10 protein-coding genes are annotated in these 11830 nt (G+C 67.3%); 3 read left to right on the top strand and 7 right to left on the bottom strand.

Annotation, left to right across the window (positions count from 1 at the left end):
• Positions 1-62: 62 nt before the first annotated feature.
• Together smrA and ABIA73_RS04305 are read right to left on the bottom strand one after the other, a co-directional pair.
• The gene (gene smrA / locus ABIA73_RS04310) at positions 63-1895 is read right to left on the bottom strand and encodes a multidrug efflux ABC transporter SmrA (protein ID WP_025877703.1); all 1833 of its coding nucleotides are present in this window, start codon (positions 1893-1895) and stop codon (positions 63-65) included.
• Between the two features lie 192 nt (positions 1896-2087).
• Positions 2088-3647 carry a serine hydrolase gene (locus ABIA73_RS04305; RefSeq protein ID WP_105163757.1) on the bottom strand — a complete coding sequence of 520 codons (1560 nt, stop codon included), beginning with the start codon at positions 3645-3647 and terminating at the stop codon, positions 2088-2090.
• A gap of 110 nt (positions 3648-3757) precedes the next feature.
• On the opposite strand from ABIA73_RS04305, the gene ABIA73_RS04300 reads away from it, so the two are divergent.
• Together ABIA73_RS04300 and ABIA73_RS04295 are read left to right on the top strand one after the other, a co-directional pair.
• Complete coding sequence (locus ABIA73_RS04300) at positions 3758-4201, top strand: VOC family protein (RefSeq protein WP_025877706.1); 444 nt, start codon at positions 3758-3760, stop codon at positions 4199-4201.
• Positions 4198-5076: a DUF72 domain-containing protein gene (locus ABIA73_RS04295; RefSeq protein WP_279208518.1), complete on the top strand. Its 879-nt coding sequence runs from the start codon at positions 4198-4200 to the stop codon at positions 5074-5076. The genes ABIA73_RS04300 and ABIA73_RS04295 overlap by 4 nt, the downstream gene beginning before the upstream one ends.
• On the opposite strand, the gene ABIA73_RS04290 is transcribed toward ABIA73_RS04295, so the two are convergent.
• Positions 4997-5614, bottom strand: coding sequence for a Pr6Pr family membrane protein (locus ABIA73_RS04290; RefSeq protein WP_223482165.1), 618 nt, complete (start codon positions 5612-5614; stop codon positions 4997-4999). The genes ABIA73_RS04295 and ABIA73_RS04290 overlap by 80 nt on opposite strands.
• 77 nt (positions 5615-5691) lie before the next feature.
• Here ABIA73_RS04290 and ABIA73_RS04285 point away from each other — a divergent pair, with 77 nt between their 5' ends.
• A complete protein-coding gene (locus ABIA73_RS04285) occupies positions 5692-6639 on the top strand; it encodes a DMT family transporter (protein WP_025877711.1) in 948 nt (315 codons plus the stop codon).
• Positions 6640-6678: 39 nt separating this feature from the next.
• Here ABIA73_RS04285 and ABIA73_RS04280 read toward each other — a convergent pair whose 3' ends face one another.
• The 4 genes from ABIA73_RS04280 to ABIA73_RS04265 form a co-directional block, all read right to left on the bottom strand.
• The gene (locus ABIA73_RS04280) at positions 6679-7839 is read right to left on the bottom strand and encodes an AAA family ATPase (protein WP_218789007.1); all 1161 of its coding nucleotides are present in this window, start codon (positions 7837-7839) and stop codon (positions 6679-6681) included.
• A gap of 120 nt (positions 7840-7959) precedes the next feature.
• Positions 7960-9030 carry a sensor domain-containing diguanylate cyclase gene (locus ABIA73_RS04275; protein WP_025877715.1) on the bottom strand — a complete coding sequence of 357 codons (1071 nt, stop codon included), beginning with the start codon at positions 9028-9030 and terminating at the stop codon, positions 7960-7962.
• Positions 9031-9181: 151 nt separating this feature from the next.
• Positions 9182-9904 carry a pseudouridine synthase gene (locus ABIA73_RS04270; protein WP_033830696.1) on the bottom strand — a complete coding sequence of 241 codons (723 nt, stop codon included), beginning with the start codon at positions 9902-9904 and terminating at the stop codon, positions 9182-9184.
• 34 nt (positions 9905-9938) lie between these two features.
• The gene (locus tag ABIA73_RS04265; protein ID WP_059063561.1) at positions 9939-11603 is read right to left on the bottom strand and encodes a sensor domain-containing diguanylate cyclase; all 1665 of its coding nucleotides are present in this window, start codon (positions 11601-11603) and stop codon (positions 9939-9941) included.
• Between the last annotated feature and the right edge of the window lie 227 nt (positions 11604-11830).

Genomic DNA, 11830 nt, shown 5'->3' with positions numbered 1-11830 from the left:
GTGTGGCACAGCATCCACGCATGGCGTGGATCTACTGTTGCGCATCCACCGTGCGGCGTTGGTCATTGCTCCGCCGCGACAAAACCACCGGTCTGCCGTGCCCACAAGCGCGCGTACAGTCCACCGGCCTCGATCAGCTCGGCATGGCTGCCGGTCTCGACGATGCGGCCCTGGTCCATCACCACCAGCCGGTCCATGCGCGCGATGGTCGACAGGCGATGGGCGATCGCGATCACCGTCTTGCCGCCCATCAGCTCGTCCAGGTTGTCCTGGATGGCCGCTTCCACTTCCGAGTCCAGTGCCGAGGTCGCCTCGTCCAGCACCAGGATCGGGGCGTCCTTCAGCAGCACACGGGCAATGGCGATGCGCTGGCGCTGGCCACCGGACAGCTTCACCCCGCGCTCGCCGACATGCGCGTCGTAGCCACGACGCCCTTCCCCGTCGACCAGCGTGTCGATGAAGGCCTCCGCGCGCGCCTTGGCCACGGCCGCGCGCAGCTGCGCGTCGGTCGCATCGGGACGGCCGTACAGCAGGTTGTCGCGGATCGAACGGTGCAGCAGCGAGGTGTCCTGGGTGACCACGCCGATCTGCTGGCGCAGGCTTTCCTGGGTGACGTAGGCGATGTCCTGATCATCGATCAGGATGCGACCGCTTTCCAGGTCATACAGCCGCAGCAGTACGTTCACCAGCGTCGACTTGCCGGCACCGGAGGGGCCGACCAGGCCGATCTTCTCGCCCGGCTTCACCACCAGGTCCAGGCCGGCGATCACGCCGCCCTTCTTGCCGTAATGGAAATGGACATCCTGGAAGTGCACACCGCCACGAGTCACCTGCAGCGGCACCGCATCCTCGCGGTCCTGCACGGTCAGCGGCTGGGCGATGGTGGTGATGCCATCCTGCACGGTACCGATGTCTTCGAAGATGCCGTTGATGGTCCACATGATCCAGCCGGACATGTTGTGGATTCGGATCACCAGGCCGGTTGCCAGGGTGATCGCGCCGACGGTGATGTGTCCGCCGTTCCACAGCCACAGTGCCAGGCCACAGGTGCCGGCGATGAGGAAACCATTGACGATGGCGATGGTCAGGTCCATGCCGGTGGTGATCCGGGTCTGCGCGCGGTGCTTGACCGCCAGCTCCTGGATCGAATCGGCGACATAGGCCTGCTCGCGGCCGCCGTGGGCGAACAGCTTCAGCGTGGGAATGTTGGTGTAGCCATCGACGATGCGTCCCATCGCCTTGGAGCGCGCCTCCGAGGCGATCCAGGCCCTTTCCTTCGCGCGCGGCACGAAGTAGATCATGATCACCACGTAGGCCAGCAGCCACAGGATCAGCGGCACCATCAACCGCCAGTCGGCCTGCGCGAACAGGTACAGCGCGGTGCCGGTATAGACCACGATGTACCACAGCGAATCGACCATCTGCACCGCCGACTCGCGCAGCGAGGTACCGGTCTGCATGACCCGGTTGGCCATGCTGCCGGCGAAGTCGTTCTGGAAGAAGCTCAGGCTCTGCCGCACCACGTAGTTGTGCATCAGCCAGCGCGATCGATTGCTCAGCCCCGGCACGATGGCCTGATTGACCAGCAGGTTGTGCAGGCCGACCAGGATCGGGCGCGCGATGACGGTGATGAACAGCATCCAGCCGAGGGTATCGGCATGGCGCTGGAAGAAGTCCGCGCCGGGCTGCTCGGCAACCATGTCGACGATGCGACCGAGGAAATCGAACATCGCCACTTCCACCAGCGCCAGCAGCAGGCCGGCGACCAGGGTGGCCAGCAGCACCGGCCACACCGGCCGCAGGTAGTGCAGGTAGAACGGCACCACGGTGCGCGGCGGCATGCGCCCGTCAATGGGCGGAAACACCGGAATCAGGGATTCAAACCAACGGAACATCGCATTCCCTCGCCATCGATAGCCGGCGGAGTATCCCACGCCGCGTGTGTACGCCGGCCGACGATCACCACCGGTTCCGCGTAGCGCCGGGCCATGCCCGGCGGATCGCCTGCAACCGCGCTACGCGCTCGCCGGACGTGGTCCGGCGCTACCCGTCCGCTCGGCCAAACGGTAGCGCCGCGCCCGGCGGCGTCATTTCACCGGCGTGAACAGCAGGTCCTGGAAATCAAAGCTGAAATCGGTCAGGTCCGAGATCGGCTGCATGCGCACCTCGCGCACTTTTCCGTCCGGGTCCAGGCTGAAATTGACGAACGCATCGGCATTGAGCGAGCGGTCGTCCCAGCGCACGATGAAGGTGTCGTGCTGCCAGTGCTCCAGGCGGCCGCTCAGCTGTGCGGTCTTCGCAAAGCGCAGGCGCAGGCCCTTGCCTTCCGCCGTCACCACCATGTCGCCATACCAGCGGTCGCGGTAGGTGGCCGCATACCCGGCCAGCGGCAACGACGGCCTGCTGCCCTTGTCACGCTCGGCCTGGTGCTTGGCCCACGATTCGTCGGCCTTGTCCTGGCCCTTGGCCACGCCCTTGGCATAGGCATCCACCCAGTCGTGCTTTTCACCGCCAAGGTAGGCATCGAGCACGCTCAGCGTGATCGCATTGAAGGCCGCACCCACTTCCTGGTTGGTCAGCACCACCACGCCCAGCTTCTCGCCCGGCACCAGGGTCAGCCGCGAAACCATGCCCGGCCAGCCACCGGTGTGCCAGACCAGCTTCTGCCCGCGATAGTCGCTCAGGCTCCAGCCCTCGCCATAGCCGGCGAAGTTGGCCCGCGCCGGTGCCAGCTCCGGCACGCTCGGCGCCGGGATCGTCTGCGGCGTGATCATCTGCCACATCTGCTGCTGGCTCTTGGCGGTGAACAGCGCAGTGCCATCGGCCAGCTTGCCTTCGGCCAGCTGCACCTGCATCCAGCGCGCCATGTCGTGGGCACTGGAATAGATGCCACCGGCACCGGCATTGTTCGACCAGGTCAACGGTGCAACGGTGCGCAGGTCCTTGAAATCGTACTTGGCGTGGCCGACCGCAGCATTGTCGCCGGCCTTGAGGTGATCGGCGTTGTAGCGCGTGCCGGCCATGCCGACCTTGTCGAAGATGCGTGTCTGCAGGAACTGCTGGTAGCTCATGCCCGAGACGTGCTCGATCACCTGCTGGGCGACTGCATACAGGATGTTGTCGTAGGCATAGCGCTCGCGGAAACCGCCCTTCAGCGGCACCTGGCCGAGGCGCTGTACGACTTCGGCATTGCTGTAGGAGGTGGTCGGCCAGAACAGCAGGTCGCCTGCGCCCAGGCTCAGGCCACTGCGGTGGGAAAGCAGGTCGCGGATCGTCATCTGCCCGGTCACGAACGGATCGGACATGCGGAACGATGGCAGGTGGTCGATCACCTTGTCGTCCATCTTCAGCTTGCCGTCCTCGGCCAGCAGATTCAGCGAGGTGGCAGTGAAGGCCTTGGTGTTGGAGGCGATGGCGAACAGGGTATCGGCCTCGACCGGCGCCGGCTTGCCCAGCTCACGCACGCCCCAGCCGCGTTCCAGCACCACCTGCCCGTCCTTGACCACGGCCACGGCGATGCCGGGCACGTCGAACTGCGCGCGCACGCGCTCCACGGTCGCATCCAGGTCCTGCAGCTGCTGCGGGGTCGCCGCATTGGCCATGGTCGTGCACGCAAGCAGCACGGCTCCTCCGATCCAGGTTTTCATCCAGCACCATCTCCGAACAGGGGTAGCGGCCATGTGCAGGCCGTCACCGGGGTTTCGCGCGATGGTAACGGCCCCGGGTGCAGCCTGCCCTGTGCCATAGGAGGGGTGCCATGGGTGCGAACGGCCAGAGCAACAACGGCTCCACCATCATTCCGTGCCTGCGCTACCGCGATGCGCTGGCGGCCATCGACTGGCTGCAGCGCGCGTTCGGTTTCCACGCGCAGGCCGTGCATGCCGACGGCGATACAGTGCATCACGCGCAGCTGGTGTTCGGCCAGGGCATGATCATGCTCGGATCTGCCAGCAACAGCGGCGAATGGGCCAAGCTGGCGGTGATGCCCGATGAAGTCGGCGGCCGGCAGACCCAGAGTCCCTGCGTGATCGTCACCGATGTCGACGCCCACTATGCCCGGGCCACGGCTGCCGGTGCGCGCATCGTCATCGACATTGCCGACCAGGCCTACGGTGGACGTGGCTATGCCTGCGCCGACCCGGAAGGCTACCTGTGGTGGTTCGGCAGTTACGATCCGTGGCGGGCGGAACACACGCAATGACGGCACGGCAAGCGTCTGCAGCGCCGGTCCGCTGCGGTATCGGCGGCTGGGTGTTCCCGCAATGGCGTGGTGGCGCCTTCTATCCGCCAGGGCTGATCCAGCGCGAAGAGCTGGCCTATGCCAGTCGTGCGTTGCGCTGCATCGAGATCAACGGCACCTTCTACCGCACCCCGACAGCGGCCCAGTGCGCGCAATGGGCAGCGCAGACGCCGGAAGGTTTCCGGTTCTCGATGAAGGCCCCGCGTCATCTGGTGCAGCGTCGCGACCTGTCGTCCACGATCGAGGCGGCGAGCGCGTTCCTGCAGGCGGCCCTCGCGCTGGGCGACCGGCTGGGCCCGTTGCTCTGGCAGTTCGACCCGCAGCACCCGGCCGATGCCGCGGCACTGGATGCCTTCATGGCACAGCTGCCCAGGCAGCTGGATGGAACGGGGTTGCAGCATGCGTTGGAGGTGCGCAACGCCAGCGTCCATGGGCCGGAACTGGTGCAAGCGGCGCGCCGGCATGGCGTGGCCCTGGTGATCGAAGACAGCGACGAATCGCCATTGCATGGCGACATCACCGCGGGCTTCGTCTATGCACGGATCAAACGCAGCCAGGCCCGACTGGCCGAAGGTCTTCCCCAGCCGATGCAGCAGCGCTGGGCCACGCGCGCGCGGTGCTGGGCCCGGGGTGAGGCGGTGGACGACCTGCCCTGCCTGGCCGCACCGTCCCCGGCCGCGCCGCGCGAGGTCTACCTGCTGTGCATCGGCGCCGGCAAGGTGCGCAATCCGGCGGCGGCGATGGCACTGCAGCGGGTCATCGACGGCGCCAGCGGTCCACTGCCCACAGCAGTGTCCAGCCCAGCACGAACACCCCGCCGACGCGCAGCACGCTGAGGCCGAATGCACGCGAACCGATCCGCTGTACTTCCAGGAACGGATACGGTGCGCTGCCCAGCCACGAGGCCGTGAGCATCGCCCAGCCCAGGTAGGCCAGCGGCACCAGCAGGACCACACCCAACGCACGCCAGCGCAGGCCACCATGTGGCAGCAGCCCCGCCCAACCGGCCAGATACAGCAGCGGCACCACGTAGTGCAAGCCGGCATCGGCCCACCATTGCAGGCCAGTTGGCTGCCACAGCCCCTGCAGCACCAGCAGATAGATCAGGCCGGTCACGCCGATGCACAGTGCCAGGGTGGCGGCTACCGTAGGTCGCAGTGCGCGGCCGCTGCAGAGCCAGAGGCAGCCCAGGCACACGGCCAGATTGCTGAGGATGGTGAAGTAGCTGAAGAAGCGCAGGCTCGCCACGCCGGGTCCCAGGCTGGCGCCGATGCCGCGCATCAGCAGGGCAAACTGCAGCAGCAGCGATGCTGCCGCGACCAGCGCGGTCAACAGCGCCCAGCCGCGCAGCAGAAGAAAACGGGCAGCAGGCATGCACGGCTCCCTCGTGGCAACGCCGCGAGCATGCCACAGGCATCGCCCGCCGATGCGGCTTGCCTCACAATACGCCGATGAGCACACCCGACACCCGCAAAGCGCTTTGGCAGATCCACTTCTGTGTCCTGCTGTGGGGCGTCACCGCCATCCTCGGCAAGTTGATCACCCTGCCGGCGCTGCCGCTGGTGTGGTGGCGGATGCTGCTGGTGGTGGCGATGCTGGCGTTGCTGCCGCGGGTCTGGCGCGGGCTGCGCACGCTGCCGCTGCGGCTGGTCGCCGGCTATGCCGGTATCGGCGCGCTGGTGGCCCTGCATTGGCTGACCTTCTACGGCGCGGTGAAGCTGGCCAATGCCTCGGTTGCCGCCACCTGCATCGCCCTGGCACCGGTGTTCACCTCGATCATCGAGCCCTGGGTGGCCAAGCGTCCCTTCCAGCTGCGCGAACTGGCCTTCGGCCTGGCCGTGCTGCCCGGTGTGGCGCTGGTGGTGGGCGGCGTGCCCGACGGCATGCGTCTGGGCGTATTGATCGGTGCGCTCTCGGCCCTGCTGGTGGCAGTGTTCGGCTCGCTCAACAAGCGCATGGTCAGCCATGCCGATCCGCTGACGGTCACCGCACTGGAACTTGGCGCGGGCACGCTCACCCTGACCCTGCTGGCACCGCTGATGCCGTACCTGCTGCCAGCGCTGGCCAGCCCGTTGTGGATCGTTCCCGACCTGCACGACGGCATCCTGCTGCTGGTGCTGGCCGGTGTCTGCACGCTGCTGCCGTTCGCCCTGGCCCTGGTCGCGCTGCGCCACCTCAGCGCCTACACCGTGCAGCTGGTCACCAACCTGGAACCGGTCTACGCCGTGTTGCTGGCCGTGGTGCTGCTGCGCGAGCAGCATGAAGTCACCCCGTGGTTCTACCTGGGCGTGGCGATCATCGTCGGTGCCGTGTTCCTGCATCCGCTGCTCAACCGCCGCAAGCGCGTGCAGCATCCGGAAATCCTCGGAACATCCGAAGCGCGCAACATCGCCGATTGAGCGCGTCCGCGCATTGCGTGGATCTTCCCGGCACCCGTCTCAGCGCTGCGGCCAATGCCAGGCCGGTGCATCCAGCAGGCCCTGCCCGCTCAGCAGCGTACGCCCGTATTCCTTGTGCAGGTGCATTGAATGGCACTGCGGTGCCTGTTCCAGCGCGGCAATCAAGCGCGTGGCGTGCGATACCACCCAGACCTGGCTGCGTGCACTGGCGGCGATGATCAACCGTGCAAGCGCCGGCAGCAGGTCCGGATGCAGGCTGGTCTCCGGCTCGTTGAGCACCAGCAGCGGCGGCGGCCGTGGCGTGTGCAGGGCCGCGGCCAGCAACAGGAACCGCAGCGTGCCGTCGGACAGCTCGGCCATCGACAGTGGCCGCAGCAGACCGGGCTGGTGGAAGCGCAGCGCGAGTCGGCCATCCAGTTCCTCGAAGCTGACCGTCGCCCCCGGGAATGCATCCTCGATCGTCCGCGCCAGCGCCTGCGGATCGCCGATTTCGAGGATCGTCACCCAGGCGGCGGCGAGGTCGCGGCCGTCGTGGTGCAGCACCGGGGTGCGGGTCGCCATCGCCGGTTGTCGCGCCGGTGCATCGGCATCGCTGCGGAAGTGGTCGTAGAAGCGCCAACGGCGGATGTACTCGCGCAAGGTGATGGCTTCCGGCATGCGCTGCGGATCGCCCACCTGGGTGAACAGGCTGTCGAACAGTGAAAGACGATCATCCACTACATCCCAGCCATGCCCGTGCCGCTGCCGCACCAGCGCACCGCGGCGGTCGACCAGCAGATTGGCGCTGCGCAGGAACGGCCCTGCCCAGATCGCTTCAGCCTTGATCTGTGGGTCCAGCGCGAAAGCTGATCGGCTCGGTGGCGGATATCCGAGGTCGATGGCGTAGCCGAATTCATCGGTGGCGAAGCCCAGCTTGAGCCCCACCGATTCCTGGCGCGGCCCGCCCTGCAGCGGGATCTCACCGGCCAGCACGCGGCGGTCGATCTTTTCCGGACCGGCCCACAGCGCCGAGCCCAATCCACCCTCCCGCGCCAGGACCGCTGCAACACCGCCCTGGGCGGTTTCCGCCAGCAGGCGCAGCGCGCGGTACAGGCTGGATTTGCCACTGCCGTTGTCGCCGGTGACCACGTTGAGCCGCTGCATCGGCAGGACCAGCGCATGCAGCGATCGGTAATTGGCGATGGCCAGGGTCTGCAGCATGGTCGACGTCCTTGCGGTGAGACGTTGAGGGTGCCGTATGGGTATCGCAATGGCTGCGACTGCACGCAAAGGCCCGGGCCATCCACGCATGGCGTGGATCCACCGCAGCCGCGCGGGCGGTCAGGGCGCCACTTCCACCCGGTTGCGGCCGGCGCCCTTGGCCCGGTACAGCGCGGCATCGGCACGGGCCAGGGTCTGGTCAGACGTTTCACCGGGCTGGTGCTGTGCCACACCGATGCTGATGGTCACCGGGAAGCCCAGCGGCAGGTTGGACACGGCTACCCGCAGGAACTCGCATTGCAGTTCGGCGGTACGCAGGTCCGCGTCCGGCATCAGTGCCACGAATTCCTCGCCGCCATAGCGCGCGGCCAGACCCCCACCAGCGAAGTGCGAGCGCAGCAGCGCCCCCAGTTCGGCCAGCACCCGGTCGCCGGTCGCGTGGCCCTGGAAATCATTGATGTGCTTGAAATGATCGATGTCCAGCAGGGCCACGCAGGTCTGCCGGTCGCGGCCATCGACGGCAATCACCGCCTCGTCCAGCGCCGCTGCCAGTGCCCGCCGGTTGGGCAGGCCGGTCAGGGCGTCGGTACGGCTCTGTTCGGCCAGGTCGGCATTCTGGGCCAGCAGCACATCGTGATACTCCGACAGCAGGCGTTCGTAATCGTTGCGCTCAAGCATGTGCCGCTGGATATCCAGGGCGAAACGGCGCAGCTCCATCACCACCATCACCTGCCGCGACAGCGCGGCCAACGCTTCGGCCTTGTCGGTCGCCAGCTGCTGCGGCCGCGCGTCGAACACGCACAGGGTTCCCAGCGGCAGGCCGTCGCTGCTGATCAACGGCGCACCGGCATAGAAGCGCACATGCGGGTCGCCGGTCACCACCGGATTGTCGTGGAAGCGGACGTCCTGCAATGCATCCTCGACCACCATGATTTCCTGCGGTTGCAGGATCGCGTGGCCGCACATCGACTCGCTGCGCAGGTTCTCGGTCGCGTCGATGCCCTGCATCGACTTGAACCACTGGCGCTCGACGTCGATCAGGGTCACGGCCGCCATGGTCGTGCCACACACCGCCTTGGCGATGGCCACCAGGTCATCGAACGAGCGTTCGCGCTCGGAATCGAGTATCCGGTAGCGGTACAGCGCCTCCAGGCGCAGCGCTTCGTTGGCGGGCTTGTCGGGCTTGATCATGCAGCGTCACGTTCCGGCAGGGCGCCGCAAAGTCTAGCGGATGCGGGCGGCCAATCTGCATTCCGGTAGTGCCGGCCGTTGGTCGGCTCCCTGATGTTCATTGCCAGCACCGTGCAGTTGCCGGCCAGCGGCCGGCACTACCGGCCGTTGCTTACCAGTCCTGCTGCTGCGGCAACAGGCCGTGAAGCTCCTGCTCGGTCAGGTTGCGCCACTGGCCCGGCTTCAGTGCACCGATCTTGATGTTGTCGATACGTACGCGGCGCAGCTGGGTCACGCGGTAGCCGAACTCGGCCGCCATCAGCCGGATCTGCCGGTTCAGGCCCTGCTGCAGGATGATGCGGAAACCGAACTTGGCGATCCGCGAGGTCTTGCACGGCAGCGTCATCTGGTCATGGATGCGCACGCCACGGGCCATCGCGCGCAGGAATTCGTCGGTGACCGGCTTGTTAACCGCCACCAGGTATTCCTTCTGGTGGCCGTTCTCGGCGCGCAGGATCTGGTTGACGATGTCGCCGTTGCTGGTCATCAGGATCAGGCCTTCGGACTCCTTGTCCAGGCGGCCGATCGGGAAGATGCGCTGTTCATGGCCGACGAAGTCGACGATGTTGCCCTTCACCGTGCTTTCGGTGGTGCAGGTCACGCCCACCGGCTTGTTCAGCACGATGTACACGTGGCGGCGGGCGCCCGGCTTGCGGGCAGTGCGCACGCGCAGGGGCTGGCCGTCGACCAGCACCTTGTCATCCTCGCCGACCACCGCGCCGGTGCCGGCGGCATGGCCATTGACGGTGACCCGGCGGGCGGCGATCAGGCGATCGGCCTCGCGTCGGGAGCAGAAGCCGGTGTCGGCGATGTATTTGTTGAGTCGGCTGGTCATCGCCCCATTATCCGGCATCACCGCCCTTCCCGCCTCATGCCGTGGTCAACGGATCTTCGGTTTCGCCATCGAACACCCGGTTGCGGCCACTGCGCTTGGCCACGTACATGGCGTGGTCGGCGCGCCGCAGCAGCGCGGCCAGGTCATCTTCGGCCGGTCGCCACTGTGCCATGCCGATGCTCGCGGTCACCTCCAGAGCGGGCACCTGCAGGTCCCGGCAGGTCTCGGTGATGCGCTGGCGCAGGCGTTCCAGGCGGGTGGCCGCAACCTCACGCGGCATGCCCGGCAACAGCAGCAGGAACTCCTCGCCCCCCATCCGCACCACCTGGTCCTCGCTGCGGACAGCGGCGCGAAGCGCGCGGGCCACGGCCACCAGCACCTGGTCGCCGATCTCGTGGCCATGGCGATCATTGATGTCCTTGAACAGATCGATATCGAGGAAGCCGATCACCAGCGGCCCCCTCTCACGCTCGCCGCCCTGCAGATGCTGGGCCAGCTGCTGCAGGCCGGCACGGCGGTTGGGCAGGCCGGTCAGCATGTCGGTCTCGGCGAGCTGGCGCATCTCATCGCGCTGCTGGCGCAGCCGGCCCAGGCGCAGGTTGAGCGCATAGGCCGCCATCATCAGCAGCCAGGTGACCGCCAGCTGCAGGGCCTCCACCCGGTATTCCATCAACCAATGCGCGCTGGCGGCGTCGGCCACGATCAGCACCAGCATCGGCGCCAGTGCGGCCAGTCCGGCCAGCGACCAGACATCGCCGCGCAACCGGGCCCAGATGCCCATCGCCAACGACAGCGCGCAGCCGGCAATGAAGCTCCACTGCAGGACCTGTGCGACCACGACCAGTCCATCGCGCTGCAACCACGGCACCAGTGCCGCCAGCGTGAGCAGGGACCACAACACCAGCTGCTGGCCCGCGCGCGAACGTGGCAGCACGCGGTCACCGCCGTTCAGGCGCCACAGCGCCGGCAACACCAGTGCCTGGGTCGCTGCAGTCAGCGCCAGCAGCCACCAGTCACCGCGCCCGCCGACGCGCAACCAGGGCTCGGGATAGCCGCTGAGGCCGCCAAGGATCGACTGCCACAGCACCAGCACCAGGGTGGCACCGATATACATCAGGAAGCTGCGGTCGCGGGTGGTCAGGTAGGCCATCAGCGCGGAAAGCGCCAGCGCGATTGCCACGGCGATGCATGCGGCGCGCACCAGCAGCCGGGCAGTGTCGTTCTGCTGCACCGGGCTGGGCGCACCCAGCTGCAATGTGGGAACCCAGCGCGCCTTCAGCGGCGTCTGCCAGGAAACCAGGAAGGGCTCGTGGCTGCCGGCAGCGGGTACCGCCACCATGCCGATGCCCGCACGAAAGCGCGAATCGCGGGTGCGGGCATCCTGCATGTTGCCGCAGATCTCGCGATCACCGTGCTGCAGCCGCACTTCGCCGGCAAAGATGTTGAAGACATCCAGCGCCTGCGGCTCGCCGGACCAGCCTTCTGGCGGTGCATTCACCCGTGTCTGCTGGCGCGGCCCGGCCAGCATCTCCGGCGTGCACGCGCGATGGGGCGTAGGTTCGGCTGTCGCGGTGCCGACCAGAAGGTAATCGCGGCCAGCGTCGACGCTGCGCGCATGGCCCAGCCACGGCAACGCCAACCACACCAGCAGCAGGACAAGCACCGCCCCTGTTTCCAAACGCACCTGCCTGCCGCCCACGCCACGTCCTGTTCCTGCTTACGTCCGCGCCCACTGCGCGTCGCCCCTGGCGGCATTATCGCAGCGGAATGCACCACCAATGTGTAGACCAAAGTGGCGGGGGTATTGGCCGGGCTGCCGCCCGGCACCCGCAGAGGCCGGAGCCGAAGCAACACCGAAAGCGGCTACCGAGGTGGGCGGGGCGGTATGGGCAGGCAGGACACGCCGTAAACCCATCCATGGGGGCT

The organism is Stenotrophomonas sp. 2694, assembly GCF_040548715.1.
Classification (GTDB): Bacteria; Pseudomonadota; Gammaproteobacteria; order Xanthomonadales; family Xanthomonadaceae; genus Stenotrophomonas; species Stenotrophomonas indicatrix.
This window is presented reverse-complemented; position numbering and strand designations above follow the sequence as displayed.

What these genes read in the sequence shown, in the direction of transcription:
- ABIA73_RS04305 (WP_105163757.1), bottom strand. Translation starts at nt 3,647, where the DNA reads ATGAAAACCTGGATCGGAGGAGCCGTGCTGCTTGCGTGCACGACCATG.
- ABIA73_RS04290 (WP_223482165.1), bottom strand. Translation starts at nt 5,614, where the DNA reads ATGCCTGCTGCCCGTTTTCTTCTGCTGCGCGGCTGGGCGCTGTTGACC.
- ABIA73_RS04270 (WP_033830696.1), bottom strand. Translation starts at nt 9,904, where the DNA reads ATGACCAGCCGACTCAACAAATACATCGCCGACACCGGCTTCTGCTCC.
- ABIA73_RS04285 (WP_025877711.1), top strand. Translation starts at nt 5,692, where the DNA reads ATGAGCACACCCGACACCCGCAAAGCGCTTTGGCAGATCCACTTCTGT.
- ABIA73_RS04275 (WP_025877715.1), bottom strand. Translation starts at nt 9,030, where the DNA reads ATGATCAAGCCCGACAAGCCCGCCAACGAAGCGCTGCGCCTGGAGGCG.
- ABIA73_RS04280 (WP_218789007.1), bottom strand. Translation starts at nt 7,839, where the DNA reads ATGCTGCAGACCCTGGCCATCGCCAATTACCGATCGCTGCATGCGCTG.
- ABIA73_RS04295 (WP_279208518.1), top strand. Translation starts at nt 4,198, where the DNA reads ATGACGGCACGGCAAGCGTCTGCAGCGCCGGTCCGCTGCGGTATCGGC.
- smrA (WP_025877703.1), bottom strand. Translation starts at nt 1,895, where the DNA reads ATGTTCCGTTGGTTTGAATCCCTGATTCCGGTGTTTCCGCCCATTGAC.
- ABIA73_RS04300 (WP_025877706.1), top strand. Translation starts at nt 3,758, where the DNA reads ATGGGTGCGAACGGCCAGAGCAACAACGGCTCCACCATCATTCCGTGC.